This is a genomic window from Kribbella caucasensis (assembly GCF_004361855.1).
Taxonomy (GTDB): Bacteria; Actinomycetota; Actinomycetes; order Propionibacteriales; family Kribbellaceae; genus Kribbella; species Kribbella caucasensis.
In genome coordinates this window covers 209762-225350 of record NZ_SNWQ01000006.1, presented here as the reverse complement: position 1 = coordinate 225350, position 15589 = coordinate 209762, and the positions used below count along the sequence as shown (strand labels likewise).

14 protein-coding genes are annotated in these 15589 nt (G+C 68.5%); 10 read left to right on the top strand and 4 right to left on the bottom strand.

Going from position 1 to position 15589, the window contains the following annotated elements; all coding sequences use genetic code 11:
• Nucleotides 1-209: 209 nt before the first annotated feature.
• From shbA to EV643_RS14705, 5 genes are all read left to right on the top strand, one after another.
• Nucleotides 210-830, top strand: coding sequence for an RNA polymerase sigma factor ShbA (gene shbA, locus EV643_RS14725; RefSeq protein WP_133800625.1), 621 nt, complete (start codon nucleotides 210-212; stop codon nucleotides 828-830).
• Nucleotides 823-2196 (top strand): PT domain-containing protein, encoded by a 1374-nt coding sequence (locus EV643_RS46690; RefSeq protein ID WP_133800624.1) that lies wholly within the window; start codon nucleotides 823-825, stop codon nucleotides 2194-2196. Before shbA ends, EV643_RS46690 begins: the two co-directional genes overlap by 8 nt.
• A 92-nt stretch (nucleotides 2197-2288) precedes the next feature.
• A complete protein-coding gene (gene guaB, locus EV643_RS14715) occupies nucleotides 2289-3803 on the top strand; it encodes an IMP dehydrogenase (RefSeq protein ID WP_133800623.1) in 1515 nt (504 codons plus the stop codon).
• A gap of 26 nt (nucleotides 3804-3829) precedes the next feature.
• Nucleotides 3830-4936, top strand: a complete 1107-nt coding sequence (locus EV643_RS14710; RefSeq protein ID WP_133800622.1) for a GuaB3 family IMP dehydrogenase-related protein — start codon at nucleotides 3830-3832, stop codon at nucleotides 4934-4936.
• 52 nt (nucleotides 4937-4988) lie between these two features.
• Entirely contained in the window at nucleotides 4989-5384 is a 396-nt protein-coding gene (locus tag EV643_RS14705) for a hypothetical protein (protein WP_133800621.1), read from the top strand.
• On the opposite strand, the gene EV643_RS14700 is transcribed toward EV643_RS14705, so the two are convergent.
• Together EV643_RS14700 and EV643_RS14695 are read right to left on the bottom strand one after the other, a co-directional pair.
• Entirely contained in the window at nucleotides 5381-5950 is a 570-nt protein-coding gene (locus tag EV643_RS14700; protein WP_133800620.1) for a TIGR03086 family metal-binding protein, read from the bottom strand. The genes EV643_RS14705 and EV643_RS14700 overlap by 4 nt on opposite strands.
• A gap of 46 nt (nucleotides 5951-5996) precedes the next feature.
• Complete coding sequence (locus tag EV643_RS14695) at nucleotides 5997-7442, bottom strand: tetratricopeptide repeat protein (protein WP_133800619.1); 1446 nt, start codon at nucleotides 7440-7442, stop codon at nucleotides 5997-5999.
• Nucleotides 7443-7586: 144 nt separating this feature from the next.
• Here EV643_RS14695 and EV643_RS14690 point away from each other — a divergent pair, with 144 nt between their 5' ends.
• The 4 genes from EV643_RS14690 (at nucleotide 7587) to bsaP (ending at nucleotide 12537) form a co-directional block, all read left to right on the top strand.
• The gene (locus tag EV643_RS14690; RefSeq protein ID WP_133800618.1) at nucleotides 7587-9179 is read left to right on the top strand and encodes a succinic semialdehyde dehydrogenase; all 1593 of its coding nucleotides are present in this window, start codon (nucleotides 7587-7589) and stop codon (nucleotides 9177-9179) included.
• Nucleotides 9176-10852, top strand: coding sequence for a GMC oxidoreductase (locus EV643_RS14685; RefSeq protein ID WP_133800617.1), 1677 nt, complete (start codon nucleotides 9176-9178; stop codon nucleotides 10850-10852). Before EV643_RS14690 ends, EV643_RS14685 begins: the two co-directional genes overlap by 4 nt.
• A gap of 487 nt (nucleotides 10853-11339) precedes the next feature.
• Nucleotides 11340-12335 carry a biotin synthase BioB gene (bioB, locus tag EV643_RS14680; protein WP_133800616.1) on the top strand — a complete coding sequence of 332 codons (996 nt, stop codon included), beginning with the start codon at nucleotides 11340-11342 and terminating at the stop codon, nucleotides 12333-12335.
• Nucleotides 12336-12351: 16 nt separating this feature from the next.
• Nucleotides 12352-12537: a biotin synthase auxiliary protein BsaP gene (gene bsaP, locus EV643_RS14675; protein WP_133800615.1), complete on the top strand. Its 186-nt coding sequence runs from the start codon at nucleotides 12352-12354 to the stop codon at nucleotides 12535-12537.
• On the opposite strand, the gene EV643_RS14670 is transcribed toward bsaP, so the two are convergent.
• A complete protein-coding gene (locus tag EV643_RS14670) occupies nucleotides 12534-13985 on the bottom strand; it encodes a S8 family peptidase (RefSeq protein WP_133800614.1) in 1452 nt (483 codons plus the stop codon). The genes bsaP and EV643_RS14670 overlap by 4 nt on opposite strands.
• Nucleotides 13986-14121: 136 nt before the next feature.
• Here EV643_RS14670 and EV643_RS14665 point away from each other — a divergent pair, with 136 nt between their 5' ends.
• Complete coding sequence (locus tag EV643_RS14665) at nucleotides 14122-15240, top strand: hypothetical protein (RefSeq protein WP_133800613.1); 1119 nt, start codon at nucleotides 14122-14124, stop codon at nucleotides 15238-15240.
• Between the two features lie 68 nt (nucleotides 15241-15308).
• Here EV643_RS14665 and EV643_RS14660 read toward each other — a convergent pair whose 3' ends face one another.
• Nucleotides 15309-15503, bottom strand: a complete 195-nt coding sequence (locus EV643_RS14660) for a hypothetical protein (protein WP_133800612.1) — start codon at nucleotides 15501-15503, stop codon at nucleotides 15309-15311.
• Nucleotides 15504-15589 lie beyond the last annotated feature (86 nt).

The window sequence follows — 15589 nt, the reverse complement described above, 5'->3', positions numbered from 1 at the left end:
CCCACCGGGTGGCGGAGCTTGTTGGGGTGACTGTGAGTTGTCGGTAAGGCACTGATCGTGTGGCGTGGGCGGTTACCAGGAAGTCGTACCGGGGGGTAGGTCACAGGTTGTAGTCGAAAGTGGGGGGTGATCACGAATTGCCACTAGGCAACGGGGTCTGGCGGTCTTACTATCTTTCAGGCTGACCGGTCCGACACGAGGGGGCGAGGGTGACCGAGGTCCAATTACCGCACACCCACGACCGGGTCGAGCTCCGTGATCTGGCCGCTCTGGCGGGCGAGGGGGATCCGGGGGCACTGAACGATCTGCTCACCCGGGTGCGCGCTGTCGCCCACCGCTATGTGCGGTCGAGGTTGTGGACCTACCCCGGCGGGGCCGACATGGTTGACGATGTCGCCCAGGAAGTGTGTGTAGCGGTGTTCGGGGCGCTCGGGCGCTACCGCGACGAGGGACGGCCGTTCGAGGCGTTCGTGTACGGGATCGCGGCGCGCAAGGTCGCCGATGCGCAGCGGCAGTTCGCGACCGCGGACGTGTCGACACCGGATCTGCCCGATGGTGCCGACGATTCGCCGACGCCGGAGGAGCACGCGGTCAGGCACTCAGAGGTTCAGCACATCGTGGGCCTGCTGGAAAGATTGCCGGAGAAGTTGCGGGAGATCCTGCGGCTCCGGGTGGTTGCGGGGATGTCAGCCGAGGAGACCGGCCGGGCACTGGGGATGACACCGGGGGCGGTGAGGGTCGCACAGCATCGGGCGTTGAACACGCTCAGGGGGTTTGTGGGGCATGAGGCAAAGGTGGAACGAGGAGCAGGGGAGGAGCGGCATGGCTGAGCGCTTTGACTTAGACGCGATCGAAGCCGATGACGCGCTACTCGACCTGCTCGCAGCCGGTGGGGAGTCCGCCTGGGACGCGGCCGAGCACGACCCGGCCCTGAAGCTGCTGGCCGGGCTCCGGCTGGCGGTGGAGGTCGAGGACGAGCTCCCGGTGGAGACGATCGACGACGCGGACGCCTTCCTGGCGCGCTGTGCCGCGCTGAACCCGGTCACCGATCCGTTCGCGCGCAAGGTGGCCGCCCGTGGCCTGGCGCTCGGCGTCGCCGCGGTGGCCGCGCTGTCGGTGTCCGGGGTTGCCGCCGCCGTCAACGGCGACCCGCTGGCACCGTACGAGAAGGTGATCGAGAAGGTCGTCGAGGGTCTCCGGCCGGAGACCAGCTTCCCCAAGGAACAGCTCGACGGTATGCCGGTCGTCGACAAGACCAAGATCGTCAGGGTCGCCAAGAACTACAAGGAGAAGCAGGAGAACCAGCTTCGCGAGGACCAGATCGCTGAGCGGAACGGCGAGGCCAAGCAAGGGACGTTCGACGCCGATCTGGATGGGCTGTTGGGCCCGACCAAGACGCTCGCCCGGCCGCAGCCGCCGCAGCTGGAGAAGCCGACGGTCATCCAGCAGGAGATCAAGCCGGTCGTCAAGCCGACCAGCGAACCGACCGACCAGCCGACCAGCGAGCCCACGGACGAGCCGACCGGCGAACCGACCGATCAGCCGACGAGTGAGCCCACTGATCAGCCGACCAGCGAGCCCACCGACCAGCCGACGGACGAGCCGACCAGCGAGCCCACGGATCAGCCGACGAGTGAGCCGACCGATCCGCCGACGGCCACCCCGACGCCGACCGAGGAGCCGTCCAACGGGGAAGCCGGCGAGCAGAACGAGGTCGACGGTCCGGGGGAGCAGCCTTCCGGCGAGCCCACCCAGCTTCCGTCCACCGGCGAAGGCGCAGGCGGCGGTCAGGCCGAGCTGCCGACCGGCATCGATCAGCCCGCCGGCGAGGAGACCAAGCCGGTCGAGGAGGCCAAGCCGGTCGAGGAGACCAAGCCCACCACAATAGAGTCCAAGCTGGCCGAGGTGGTCGAGCCGGTGCTGCCGACCCCGACTGGTTCCCCGGTCGAGTTGCCGGACCGCCTGACGGAGTACTTCGGCACGGCGTTCGAGGACGCGGCCAAGCACTCCAACGGCAAGCACACGCTCGGCTGGGCGAAGGCTCAGTACGCCAAGGGCAAGCACTCCAGCGGCCAGTACGCCGAGGGCAAGCACGCCGCCGTGAACCGGGCGCACGGGTCGATGAACCCGGCCACCCTGCGGCAGATCCTCTCGGTGCTGAACAACGGCACGACGAACGGCGCCACCGGGCGCTGAACTTCGCGAGAGCGGGACCGATTGGGGGGCCGAGGTGGCCCCGGCATACCATGGTGTCCCGTTCTCGCCGTGCAAAGGTGCCTGCCTTCCTCATGGACATCACACCCGCTGGAGTTCCCGACAAGTTCGCCGCCCTCGGCCTGACTTTCGACGACGTGCTATTGCAGCCGAACGAGTCCGACGTCATCCCGTCGGAGGTCAGCACCAGATCCCGGCTCAGCCGGAACATCGAGGTGAACATCCCGCTGCTGTCCAGCGCGATGGACACCGTCACCGAGGCCCGGATGGCGATCGCGATGGCGCGCCAGGGCGGTCTCGGCGTGCTGCATCGCAACCTGTCGATCGAGGACCAGGCGCAGCAGGTCGACCTGGTCAAGCGGTCGGAGTCGGGCATGATCGCCCAGCCGATCACCATCGGCCCGGACGCCACCATCGGCGAGGCCGACGCGCTCTGCGCGCAGTACCGGATCTCCGGGGTGCCCGTGGTCGACAACGCCGGCGTGCTGGTCGGCATCGTGACGAACCGGGACATGCGGTTCGAGACCGACTTCTCCCGGCCGGTCCGCGAGGTGATGACCAGGCAGCCGCTGATCACCGGCAAGCAGGGCATCTCAGCGGACGACGCGATGGCGCTGCTCAGCAAGCACAAGGTGGAGAAGCTGCCGCTGGTCGACGACGCGGGCAAGCTGACCGGCCTGATCACGCTGAAGGACTTCGTCAAGCGCGACAAGTTCCCGCTGTCCACCAAGGACGAGGCCGGCCGGCTCGTCGTCGGCGCCGCGATCGGGTTCTTCGGCGAGGCGTACAAGCGGGCCATGACGCTGGTCGAGGCGGGCGTGGACGTGCTGGTGGTGGACACCGCGCACGGTCACTCGCAGGCGCAGCTGGAGATCATCCGCAAGCTCAAGGCCGACCCGGCCACCCAGGGCGTCGACGTGATCGGCGGCAACATCGGTACCCGCGAGGGCGCCCAGGCGCTGGTCGAGGCGGGCGCCGACGGCGTGAAGGTCGGTGTCGGTCCGGGCTCGATCTGTACGACGCGAGTCGTGTCGGGCGTCGGCGTACCGCAGGTCACCGCGATCTACGAGGCGTCGCTGGCGTGCAAGCCGGCCGGCGTACCGGTGATCGGTGACGGCGGCCTGCAGTACTCCGGGGACATCGCCAAGGCGCTCGTCGCCGGGGCGGACACCGTGATGCTGGGCTCGCTGCTGGCCGGTTGCGAGGAGTCGCCGGGCGATCTGGTGTTCATCAACGGCAAGCAGTTCAAGGCGTACCGCGGGATGGGCTCGCTCGGCGCGATGTCGTCGGCCGGCGGCCTGCGCAAGTCGTACTCCAAGGACCGCTACTTCCAGAGCGATGTCGGCAGCGACGAGAAGCTGATCGCCGAGGGCATCGAGGGCCAGGTCCCGTACCGCGGCCCGCTCTCGGCCGTCGCCCACCAGCTGATCGGCGGGCTGCGCCAGTCGATGTTCTACTGCGGCTCCCGGACCGTGCCCGAGCTGCAGGACAAGGGCCGGTTCGTCCGGATCACCTCGGCCGGCCTGCAGGAGTCGCACCCGCACGACATCCAGATGACGGTCGAAGCGCCGAACTACTCCGGCCGCTGACCCGTCTGCAACCGGTAAGGAACCAGATGACCGAGATCGAGATCGGCCGGGCCAAGCGCGGTCGGCAGGCGTACGCGTTCGACGACATCGCGATCGTGCCGTCGCGGCGCACCCGGGACCCCGAGGAGGTCTCGGTCGCCTGGCAGATCGACGCGTACCGGTTCGAGCTGCCGATCCTGGCCGCGCCGATGGACTCGGTGATGTCGCCGGCCACCGCGATCGCGATCGGCAAGGCCGGCGGTCTCGGCGTACTCAACCTCGAAGGTCTCTGGACCCGGTACGAGGACCCCACGTCGTTGCTCGAGGAGATCACCTCGATCACCAAGGAGCAGGCGACGCACCGGCTGCAGGAGATCTACTCGGAGCCGATCAAGCCCGAGCTGATCTCCCAGCGGGTGCAGGAGATCCGCGACTCCGGGGTGACCGTGGCGGGCGCGTTGTCGCCGCAGCGGACCAAGCAGTTCGCCAAGCACGTGGTGGACGCGGGCGTGGACCTGTTCGTCATCCGCGGTACGACGGTGTCGGCCGAACACGTGTCGGGTCAGGCCGAGCCGCTCAACCTGAAGCAGTTCATCTACGACCTCGACGTACCGGTGATCGTCGGCGGCTGCGCCACCCACCAGGCCGCGCTGCACCTGATGCGGACCGGCGCGGCCGGCGTGCTGGTCGGGTTCGGTGGTGGCGCGGCGCACACGACGCGCAAGGTGCTCGGCGTCGCGGTGCCGATGGCGTCGGCGGTCGCGGACGTCGCGGCGGCCCGGCGGGACTACATGGACGAGTCCGGTGGGCGGTATGTGCACGTCATCGCCGACGGTTCGGTCGGGCGGTCCGGTGACGTGGCGAAGGCGGTCGCGTGCGGCGCGGACGCGGTGATGGTCGGGTCGCCACTGGCCCGGGCGAGCGACGCACCGGGCGGCGGGTACCACTGGGGCGCCGAGGCCTGGCACGCGGATCTGCCTCGCGGCGAGCGGGTCGAGGTCGGCGTCACCGGCACGATGGAGCAGATCCTGTTCGGCCCGTCCTGGGTTCCGGACGGCACGATGAACCTGGTCGGCGCCCTCAAGCGGGCGATGGCGACCACCGGCTACACGGAACTGAAGGAGTTCCAGCGAGTCGAGGTCGTCGTCGGCTGACGACCCTCCGGGGGTCATCGCCGGTTGAACTGTTCTGGAAGGATTGGCTCCCATGGGATGGTTCAACCGCCGCACAGAAGCCGACAATGTCGCCCTCGCCGCGGCGCGGGCGCAACTCACCAGCAACGACGTGGACCAGGTGCGCTTCCTGCTCACCACCCGCAAGACGGTGTTCGCGGTGAAGTACCTGATCGACCGCACCGGCACCGAGCTCAAGCACGCCAAGGAGATCGTCGACGAGATCCGCCTCGGCAGGTACGTGCCGCCGGTCAAGGACACCCCACTGGTCCGCCTGCCCGGCACCAACCTGGCCGAACGCACCCGGGCGCTGAAGGCCGCGGGCGAACTCCACCAGGCGACCGCGCTGGTGGTCAGCGAGACCGGGATGACCGAGCTGGAGGCCGGTCTCTTCGTCGGCGCTCTGAAGCCCGACCTCCAAGACGGCTAAGGCTTCCAGGCAGGATCACGCCCGAAGGCGCCCAGCAACTGCTCTTCGGCACCACCGGCCGTCTCGACCCGGGACCCGATCGCTCCGCCGTCCCGGTACAACCCTTCCCGGTCCTTGAACCAGGTCGAGATCGCGTCGACCACCTCGGGATCAAGCCGCGGTTCCGACCCGATCGCCACCGCCAGGTCCCAGCCGTGGATCAGGTGGTCGGCCACCAGTTGGAGGACGTACTCCGTCGCGTCCTCCTCCCCGTACGACAGGTGCACAGTGCCCTCGGCCATGACCGGGCCGGCGATCGAGTCCTGCGCCGCCCGGGCCGCGTCGGCGGCGGCCGTGGCGGGGTCATCGCCCAGCACGTCGCCGTCGAGCGAATCCCCGACGTCCTCGATCGTCCGGCCGGCCATCAACGGAACGGTCCACCGCTCCTCGCCGACCACATGGTTCACCAGCGTGCGCACGTCCCAGTCCGCACAGGGTGTCCGATCACCCCACTGCTCCGGCCGTACTACGGCCACCTGCCGGACGAACTCCTCGCTCGCCCGCCTATGCAATTCAACGACATCCATCGCACTCACCCCCTCAGCGTCAGAGTGCTCCGAGTGGACCGGACCGTCAATGCTGGAGCTGAGCCGCCGCCTCGTGAGCGTGCTGGGATGCGAGCAGGTCACCGGTCGCCGCCAGCAGATCACCGTGGTGCCGATAGCAGTTGCCGGCCAGCTCGGCGACCTCACCGTTGCTGTTGGCGAACGGGATCAGCGCCGTCGCCACCTCCGCACACCAGCCGGCCAGGTCGAGCGCCATCTCGGGTTGCCCGCCCGCGTGGTACGCCGCGGAGATGTCCAACAGCACCCGCGCCCACACCGGCGCATACGTGCTCGTCTCGTACCGCATCCGGTGCGACTCGCGCTCGGACGAGATCGCGAACAGGTAATGCGCCTCCAGTCCCAGCGTCAGCGCCGTGTCCACATCGTGCGCGAGCAGCGGCCGGACCAGCTCGGCCAACTCGGCTGCCCGGACCGCGGCCGACTCCGGATCCGTCCGCCCCGACACGGTCGCAAGCGTCATCCCGGGCGCGGGCTGGCTCAACGCCATCAACCGGTAGAACTGCTCGAACGGCCCGAGCTTGATCTCGGCCGTCTCCAGCGCGGTCGTCAACGAAGGCGGTAGTCCGCGATCCAGTTCGTCGACGACTCGCTGCGCGGCCTCCGGATCCGTGGCGAACGCGGTCCGCAGGCAGTTCTCCCCTTCGAGGACCCGGCCGACCGTACTCAGGTGCCTGCCCTTGCGGGTCAACGCGGCGACCAGCGTGCGCAGGTCCGTGTTCGACTCGGAGTCCGCCAGGGTGTCCGCCGTGTTCAGCGCGATCTCGTCGGCTTCGAGGGCCAGGTCGAGCCGGCTCTCGGCCGCGTGGATGTCCGCCGACACGCCTGTCGCCGAGCACAGGTAGCGCGCGTACGACAGAGATTGCGGGCTGGAGTTGATCCGGTCGGCGAGCTGGAGGAACAACTGGACGGCCGCGTCGGCGGAGGCCACGGCCAGGTCCGGATCGCCGTACCGGCGCATGATGAGCGCGTTCATCGCCAGCACCCGGGCGAAGTCGGGCTGGTGGTGCAGGCTGTCCTCGCCGCCGACGAGCTGGCCGTACGCGATCACCGCGCCGTCCATCTCCAGTACGGCGGTCGCCCCGTGGCCGCGGTGGGCCTGGGTCATCGCGCGGCGGGCGCGGACATCGGCGAGGAAGGACGTGGCGTCCAGGACTCCCGCGTCGCTCAGCTCGGTGTACCCGAGTTGGGCCTCGTGCAGGGCGGCAAGCGCTTCCTCGTGCCGGCCGGAGGCGTTCAGCGAACCGGCCAGCTCGTACTGCGTCGCGGCCATCAGGTGCTTGGCCTCGTAGTGATCCGGGCGATCCCCGGCCCGCTCCCGGGCCAGCTCGATCACCCGTTGCTGGTACGGCCCGGCCTCGTCGGCGCGGCCTTCCTCGATCAGCACCTGCGCCGTCTGCAGAGCCTCACCGAGCTCGTCCTCAGGAGGCGTCCAAAGCCCCCCGCTGTCCACCATCTGCGCTGTCCACCCCTTCACTGGCCCATCGGCTCACCTTAGTGCCCTGAGTCGGTTGTGGCGCGTACCAACTCCGACTCCTCCAAAGGACACCGGCCGCTCGCACTACTGACACATGCTGTTACCGACAGGTAGCCTGGTCAAATGAGCGAGCAGACCTCGATTCCGGCCGATCCCGAGCTCGACCCGACCGCGTCGTACGCGACCGATCAGTCGGTCGTCCGCCGCCTGGCCGGACTGCTCCGCGGCACGGCGGGCACGCGCAGGAACCACGCGCCGGCGACCGGACAGCCGGTGGCCGAGCTGCCGCTGTCGAGTCCGGACGACGTGGTGGCCGCGGTCCGTTCGGCCCGCCGGATCCAGCGCAGCTGGAAGACCACGGCACTCGCCGACCGGGCCGCCATCCTGCTCCGGTACCACGACCTCGTCCTGGACCACCGGCACGAACTGGTCGACCTGGTCGTGCTGGAGTCGGGCAAGGCCCGCAAGCAGGCCTTCGAAGAGGTCGCCCACGTCGCCCTCACCGCCCGGTACTACGGCCGCAAGGCCGCCGAGCTGCTCGAGCCGCAGCGCAAGCTCGGCATGTTCCCGGTGCTCACCCGGGCCGAGCAGCGGTTCGTGCCGAAGGGTGTCGTCGGCATCATCTCGCCCTGGAACTACCCGCTCAGCATGGCGATGGCCGACGGTCTGCCCGCAGTACTGGCCGGCAACGCGGTCGTGCACAAGCCGGACAGCCAGACCCCGCTCACCGCGCTCCGGGCGATCGAGCTGCTGTACGAAGCGGGCCTGCCGCGGGAAGTCTGGCAGCCGGTGAACGGCGACGGCCCGACCGTCGGCGGCGCGCTGATCCAGAACACCGACTACATCTGCTTCACCGGCTCGACCAAGACCGGCCGGCTGGTCGCCAAGCAGGCAGGTGAGCGGCTGATCGGCTGCAGCCTAGAGCTCGGTGGCAAGAACCCGATGCTGGTGTTGCGGGACGCCGACATCCAGCGGGCCGCCGAAGGATCCGTCCGGGCCTGCTTCGCCAGCGCCGGCCAGCTCTGCGTCTCGATGGAGCGGCTGTACGTCGCGGACCAGATCTACGACGCGTTCGTCACGGCGTTCATCGACCGGGTGAAGAAGCTCCGCCTCTCGGCCGGCACCGGCTGGGACGTCGACATGGGCTCGCTGATCTCCAAGGCACAGCTCGAGACGGTGACCCGGCACGTGGAGGACGCGCGCGCCAAGGGCGCCGTAGTACTGGCCGGTGGGAAGGCCCGGCCGGACATCGGCCCGCTGTTCTACGAGCCGACCGTGCTGTCCGGGGTGACGCCGGAGATGGAGTGCTTCGACAACGAGACGTTCGGCCCGGTGGTGTCGATCTACCGGTTCTCCGACGAGGCCGAGGCGATCCAGCGCGCCAACGAGGGTGAGTACGGGCTGAACGCCAGCGTCTGGACCCGCGACGGGCGGCGCGGCCGGGCGGTCGCGGCCCAGCTGGTCGCCGGCACCGTGAACGTGAACGAGGGGTATGCGGCCACCTTCGGCTCGATCGACACCCCGATGGGCGGGATGCGCGCCTCCGGCCTCGGCCGCCGCCAGGGTGCCGAGGGCATCCGTCGGTACGTCGACCCGCAGGCGATCGCGACCCAGCGGCTGCTGCCGATCGCGGCGTCGCACGGGATCAAGGACGAGGCGTACGCCGAGCTGATGACCGGGGCCCTGCGGGTGCTGAAGAAACTGGGCCGGGCATGAGTTTCGACCACGATGTACTGATCATCGGGTCGGGCTTCGGCGGCAGCGTGAGCGCCCTTCGCCTGGTGGAGAAGGGCTATTCGGTCGCCGTCCTGGAGGCGGGTGCGCGGTTCGAGGACGCCGGGTTCGCCAAGAACTCGTGGGACAAGAAGCGGTTCCTGTTCGCGCCCCGCCTCGGTTGGTACGGCATCCAGCGGATCAGCGCGCTGCGGGACGTGATCATCCTGTCCGGCGCAGGCGTCGGCGGCGGCAGCCTGGTCTACGCGAACACCCTGTACGAACCGCTGCCCGCGTTCTACACCGACCGCCAGTGGGCCCACATCACCGACTGGGAGTCCGAGCTCGCGCCGTACTACGACCAGGCGAAACGCATGCTCGGCGTGACCACGTATCCGCATTTCACCCCGGCCGACAAGGTGATGAAACAGGTCGCCGACGAGATGGGCGCCGGGGACACGTTCCACCCGACGCCGGTTGGTGTCTTCTTCGGCGAACCAGGTGTCGAGGTCGACGACCCGTACTTCGGTGGCGCCGGCCCCCGGCGTACCGGATGTATCGACTGTGGCGAGTGCATGACCGGGTGCCGGCACAACGCGAAGAACACGCTGACCAAGAACTACCTGTACCTCGCTGAGCAGGCCGGCGCCGAGGTTCATCCGCTGACCACTGTGACGTCGGTCGAGCCGTTGGCCGACGGCGGATACACGGTCGAGACACAGCAGACGTCGAACCGGAAGAAGACGCGTACCTTCACGGCCCAGCAGGTGATCTTCGCCGCCTCTGCGCTCGGGACCGCGAAGCTGTTGCACCGGTTGCGGGACGAGGGGAGGCTGCCGAAGCTGTCCGACCGGCTCGGCGTGCTGACCCGGACCAACTCCGAGTCGTTGCTCGGGGCAATCGCTCTGGACCGCGACGTCGACTACAGCCGTGGGGTCGCGATCACCTCGTCGTTCCACCCCGACGACATCACCCACATCGAGCCGGTCCGGTACGGCAAGGGCAGCAACGCGATGTCGCTGCTGCAGACCGTGCTGACCGACGGGGACGGCGACGAACCGCGGTGGCGGACCTGGGTGAAGGAAATGGGCCGGCAGCGGAAGAACCTGCGCCGGCTGTACGACCTGAAGCACTGGTCCGAGCGGACCGTGATCGCGCTGGTGATGCAGACCGCGGACAACTCGATCACCACCTTCGGCAAGCGGAACCGGCTCGGCCGCTGGAAGCTCACCTCGAAACAGGGCCACGGGGCGCCGAACCCGGCCTGGATCCCGGTCGCGAACGAGGTGGTCCGGCGGATGGCGAAGATCATGCGCGGTACGCCGGGCGGGACGATCGGAGAGCCGTTCAACGTGCCGATGACGGCGCATTTCATCGGCGGCTGCGCGATCGGTGACTCGGCGGCGACTGGGGTGGTGGACCCGTACCACCGGGTCTACGGCTACCAGGGGCTGCACATCATGGACGGCTCGACCATCTCGGCGAACCTCGGGGTGAATCCGTCTTTGACGATTACGGCGCAGGCCGAGCGGGCGCTGGCGTTCTGGCCGAACAAAGGTGAAGTGGATTCACGTCCAGCCGTCGGTACGCCGTACCAGCGGCTGGTGGCGGTAGCGCCGAAGAATCCGGTGGTTCCAGTGAATGCGCCGGGAGCGCTGCGGCTGCCGATTGTTTGAACAGAATGTTCAGACAAAAGGGAGCGGGTCCCTCGGGAACGTTTCCGCCCAAATCGTTTCCCGAGGGACCCACTCAAGCCGGGGTGAGGCGCCCGGCGCTTTGGGATCGGGTCACCAACCACAGCTGGCGACCCGAGCTCTCAGTACCCCACTCTACATCCGATCCGGGGAGTTTCGACCTGCCGAGAGTGGTTGTGACCACTCTGCGTGCTGATCGTAATGATCGACACCGAGTCCTTAAAAACCGACACTGCGTCGCTCCTCGTAACCGGGTGGCGGCCTCCTTGCGGTGTCCGCCTCTGCACACATCAACGAGGCCTCTCACAGGGGGTTACGAGGTTCTCCAGAAAAATCCGGAAAGTTTTCTGGAGAGCGCGGAGAGTCGCTGAAACAGGCCGACGGCCGGTGTTCCACGTGACGCCCCTCGCAGAGACATCCGGCCCGGCTGGCTTACTGTGAGCCGACCGTTCGATGAGGCAGGAGAACCATGAGCGACATCCTGGACGTGGCACGTGAGCAGGTTCTGGAGCAGGGCGTCGGCCTGAGCCAGGAACAGCTGGTCGAGGTGCTGCGGTCACCGGACGAGCAACTGGCCGACCTGCTCGCGCTGGCCCACGACGTACGGGTGAAGTGGTGCGGTGAGGAGGTCGAGGTCGAGGGCATCATCTCGCTGAAGACCGGTGGCTGCCCGGAGGACTGTCATTTCTGCTCCCAGTCCGGCCAGTTCACCTCACCGGTCCGCTCGGTCTGGCTGAACATCCCCGAGTTGGTCGAGGCCGCCAAGGAGACCGCGAAGACCGGCGCCACCGAGTTCTGCATCGTGGCCGCCGTCCGCGGCCCGGACCAGCGGCTGATGGCGCAGGTGAAGGCCGGGATCGAGGCGATCGACGCCGAGGTGGACATCAACATCGCCTGCTCGCTCGGCATGCTCACCCAAGCTCAGGTGGACGAGCTCAAGGCGATGGGCGTGCACCGCTACAACCACAACCTGGAGTCCGCCCGCTCGTACTTCGGTGACGTGGTGACCACGCACTCCTTCGAGGAGCGCTGGGACACCTGCCTGATGGTCAAGGAGTCCGGCATGGAGCTGTGCTGCGGCGGGCTGGTCGGGATGGGGGAGACCCTCGAGCAGCGTGCCGAGCTGGCCGCCCAGTTGGCCGAACTCGAGCCGCACGAGGTGCCGCTCAACTTCCTCAACCCGCGCCCCGGTACGCCGTTCGGCGACATGGAGATCATGGCCGGCAAGGACGCGCTGCGGACCATCGCCGCGTTCCGGCTCGCGATGCCCCGCACGGTGCTCAGGTACGCCGGTGGCCGCGAGCTGACCCTGGGCGACCTGGGTACCCGCGAAGGCCTGCTCGGTGGGATCAACGCCGTCATCGTCGGCAACTACCTGACTACGCTGGGCCGCCCGGCGACCGCCGACCTCGACCTGCTGGCCGAGCTCAAGATGCCGGTCAAAGAACTCCAGAAGACCCTTTGATTGGGGGTCAGACTCTGTGAGCGGGCTGTACTGCGGTCACTGCGGCCGGGAGTTGGCCGACGGCAGCCACGAGGACTGCCGTCGGGCCCTGGCCATGGAACCACCCCGGTACTGCGCCGAGTGCCGCCGCCGGATGATCGTCCAGGTGCACCCGATGGGCTGGTCGGCCCGTTGCTCAGTGCACGGTGAGCGGTCCGGCTAGCGCACGGCGTCCGACGCCGCCACCACGTCGACCAGTCCGTGTCCCTTGTCGTACGACGTACTCCCGCCGCGCGGATCCGCCTGGTACGCCGCTCCGTCGGCGTACTGGTGAGCCGTCGAGATGAGTGCGCTCTCGATCTGCGCGGGGGTGGCCGACGGGTTCGCCTGGAACAGCTGGGCGACGATACCGGCGATGTGCGGCGCGGCCATCGACGTACCGCTGATGGTGTTGTAGTTGCCGCCGTCCAGCGGAGCCAGTCCGGTGGTGCAGATCGGCAGGTAGATCCGGCAGGACGAGGTGATGTCCTCACCCGGCGCGGAGATGTCCGGGTACGTGGAGACTGTGCCGTTCGTCCCGCGGGAGGAGAAGTCGGAGATCCTGCCGGCCCGAGTACCGGTGCCCAGGTCGTTGTACGAGGCAACCGACAGGATGCCGCCGGTCGGGTCCTGGCCGGGCGGGTTGGTCAGCGACGTACTGCCGTCACCGCCGTCGTTGCCCGCGGCCCATACCGTGACGACACCTTCGGCAGCGAGCGCGCGCTGCAGCTTGACGGTGGCCGAGTTGGGATCGAACGCGCCGCCACCCGACGGCCCGTAGGAGTTGTTGGTGACCTTGATCGGCGGGCAGGTGGCGGCCGGTACGCCGGCGCCACAGGGTGCGTCGTGGTTCTCCAGCACCCAGTTGAGGGCGGCGTCCGCGCCGACGATGAGTAGTGCGGCTCCAACCGAGACGGAGACAAGCGACGCACCTGGAGCGGCGCCCTGCAACTTGGTCCCGTCAGGCAGGGTGACCTTGCGCCCGGCGACGATCCCGTTGACGTGCGTACCGTGGCCGCCCACCGACAGCAGGTCGGTGTCGAGCGAACCGGCGTCGAACGGCAGGCAGAGCGTCTCGGTCAGTGGGTCGCAGACGATCTTCATGTTCTTCACTACCGCCGAACGGCCGTTGGCGTTGCGGAAGAACGGGTGGGTCGGGTCCACGCCGCTGTCGATGACCGCGACACTCACGCCATGCCCGTCCAGCGGGTTGCCGTCCGCGCCGGTTCGGGTGGCCGCGGCCTCCGCGCCGCGGGTGGCGACGTGCGACGTCGTCGTACTGACCTTGATCGGCTGGTTGCCCTCGAGGTAGGTAACGCCGGGTTGGGTGCGGGTGGAAAGGATCTGCGACCTGGTGCCCTCCGCAACCACCACACCGATCCTGTCGTACGACGTCAATTGCCGGAGGCCACTGGTCTTGACCGCGTTCTTCGCAGCGGAGAGATCGGTGCCGTGGACAAGGACCGTGGCTCGCTGCTGCAGCAGTGGCAGGGATCCGAGCCGGTCGAGTTGGCGGCTCAGGAACGGTTGGACCGGAGCGGACGCCGTCTGCTGGGCATGGACCGGAGTAGTGATGGTTGCGGCCAGCAGGCAGGCCGCGGCGGTGGCGATCAGGGGTCTGGACCTGCGCATGTTGTTCTCCTCACTGGGGGCGGCGGGCCGTGGGCGTCGGACGGGACGCGTAGTTACGGGCCGGTAACAAATGCACTGCCTAATGTAAGACCGTCGGCGGGCTTTGAGAAGGGGTTCGCTCGACTAGGGTTGAGGCATGTCCGACGCCGCCCCCCGCCTGTTGGTCGCTCTGTATGGGCCGACCTCGGCCGGGAAGACCGCGGTGTCGATCGACCTGTGTCTGCGGATCCGGGACGAGCTGGGGCTGGAACCGATGGTCGTCTCGGCCGACTCGCGCCAGGTGTACCGGTACATGGACATCGGCACCAGCAAGACGACGCCGGAGGAGATGCGTGGCGTCCCGCACACGATGATCGACGTCACCGAGCCGGTGCGGAAGCTGGAGCTGGAGGCGTTCGTCGCCGAGGCGCGGCAGCACATGAACGCGTGCTGGGCGTCCGGCGGGGTTCCGGTGGTCGTCGGCGGGACCAGCGTCTACGTCCGGTCGCTGCTCGAGGGCTGGGAGGTGGACGCGGTCGCCGAGGCGCGGAACGCGATCCGCCGCGACTTCCCGCGCAGCATGGCCGAAGACGCGTACGCGGTGCTGGCCCGGCTGGATCCCAAGGCCGCCGGGAAGATCCACGCGAACAACTACGACGCGGTCGTGAACGCGCTGGCGCATGCCATGGGCAACGATCCCGACCGGGCCGGTACGTCGGTCGCGGCCCGGCAGGTCGTGCTCGGTGTGGACCGTCCGGCCGCGGACATCGATCGCCGGGTGGCGGCGACGTACGACGACCAGGTCCGCCGCGGACTGCGGGACGAGGTCCTCGGTCTCGACGAGCGGTACGACGTGATGGCGCAGTACCGGCGGCTCGGCCAGAAGTCCCCGAACCAGGTCGTCCACACGCACGGCTACACCGAATGGTTCGACGTCGCGCTGGACCGCGGTAAGGCAGTGAAGAACCTCACGTCGGAAGACCTGAACGAGGTCCGCGAGCGGGTCGTCGAACGCATCCGAACCCACACCCGACGCCAACGCTCAGCGATCCCGAAACTCACCGGCGTCAAGCTGGTCCGCGGCGCCACCGACGCCTTCACCGCGGTAACCACCGCCCTCACTGCCGCCCCAGCCACGCCTGCCACCCCGGGAAGCAAGCCCTCCGGCGGTGGGGATCGATCCGGTGGCCGGGCGGGAGGCAAACGCTCGGGCGGTGGTCGTTCCGGTGGTGATGGCCGACCCCGGCAGGGAAAGCGCGGCTCACGCCGGCGGTGATCCTCAGGACGTGAGCCGGCCGGGGTCAACCGATCGACGGTTGCCCCGGCCTGGCAGTCAAGCAGCGGTCACTTACTCTTGCCGCCCTGCTTCTTGGCCGCAGCCTTTTTGGCCGCGATGATTTCCCGGCCGGCTCTGGTGTTCGGGTTGGGGTTTCGTTCCTGGTCCTTCTTGTTGCGGGTCTGGCCGTCCTGGTGCTTCTGCTCGGTCCTCTTGCCAAAGCCCCTGTGTTCCCGTTCCTTACCGTCTTTGCCCTTGGCCATGTTCGGTCCTTCCTGTCGAAGCCGCCTGACTCGGCTGGTGATCGTTGGTTCGCGTTCAAGCAGACGCCGCGATCCGGTACCTGGTT

What these genes read in the sequence shown, in the direction of transcription:
- EV643_RS46690 (WP_133800624.1), top strand. Translation starts at nt 823, where the DNA reads ATGGCTGAGCGCTTTGACTTAGACGCGATCGAAGCCGATGACGCGCTA.
- guaB (WP_133800623.1), top strand. Translation starts at nt 2,289, where the DNA reads ATGGACATCACACCCGCTGGAGTTCCCGACAAGTTCGCCGCCCTCGGC.
- EV643_RS14710 (WP_133800622.1), top strand. Translation starts at nt 3,830, where the DNA reads ATGACCGAGATCGAGATCGGCCGGGCCAAGCGCGGTCGGCAGGCGTAC.
- EV643_RS14705 (WP_133800621.1), top strand. Translation starts at nt 4,989, where the DNA reads ATGGGATGGTTCAACCGCCGCACAGAAGCCGACAATGTCGCCCTCGCC.
- EV643_RS14700 (WP_133800620.1), bottom strand. Translation starts at nt 5,950, where the DNA reads ATGGATGTCGTTGAATTGCATAGGCGGGCGAGCGAGGAGTTCGTCCGG.
- EV643_RS14695 (WP_133800619.1), bottom strand. Translation starts at nt 7,442, where the DNA reads ATGGTGGACAGCGGGGGGCTTTGGACGCCTCCTGAGGACGAGCTCGGT.
- EV643_RS14690 (WP_133800618.1), top strand. Translation starts at nt 7,587, where the DNA reads ATGAGCGAGCAGACCTCGATTCCGGCCGATCCCGAGCTCGACCCGACC.
- EV643_RS14685 (WP_133800617.1), top strand. Translation starts at nt 9,176, where the DNA reads ATGAGTTTCGACCACGATGTACTGATCATCGGGTCGGGCTTCGGCGGC.
- bioB (WP_133800616.1), top strand. Translation starts at nt 11,340, where the DNA reads ATGAGCGACATCCTGGACGTGGCACGTGAGCAGGTTCTGGAGCAGGGC.
- EV643_RS14670 (WP_133800614.1), bottom strand. Translation starts at nt 13,985, where the DNA reads ATGCGCAGGTCCAGACCCCTGATCGCCACCGCCGCGGCCTGCCTGCTG.
- EV643_RS14665 (WP_133800613.1), top strand. Translation starts at nt 14,122, where the DNA reads ATGTCCGACGCCGCCCCCCGCCTGTTGGTCGCTCTGTATGGGCCGACC.
- EV643_RS14660 (WP_133800612.1), bottom strand. Translation starts at nt 15,503, where the DNA reads ATGGCCAAGGGCAAAGACGGTAAGGAACGGGAACACAGGGGCTTTGGC.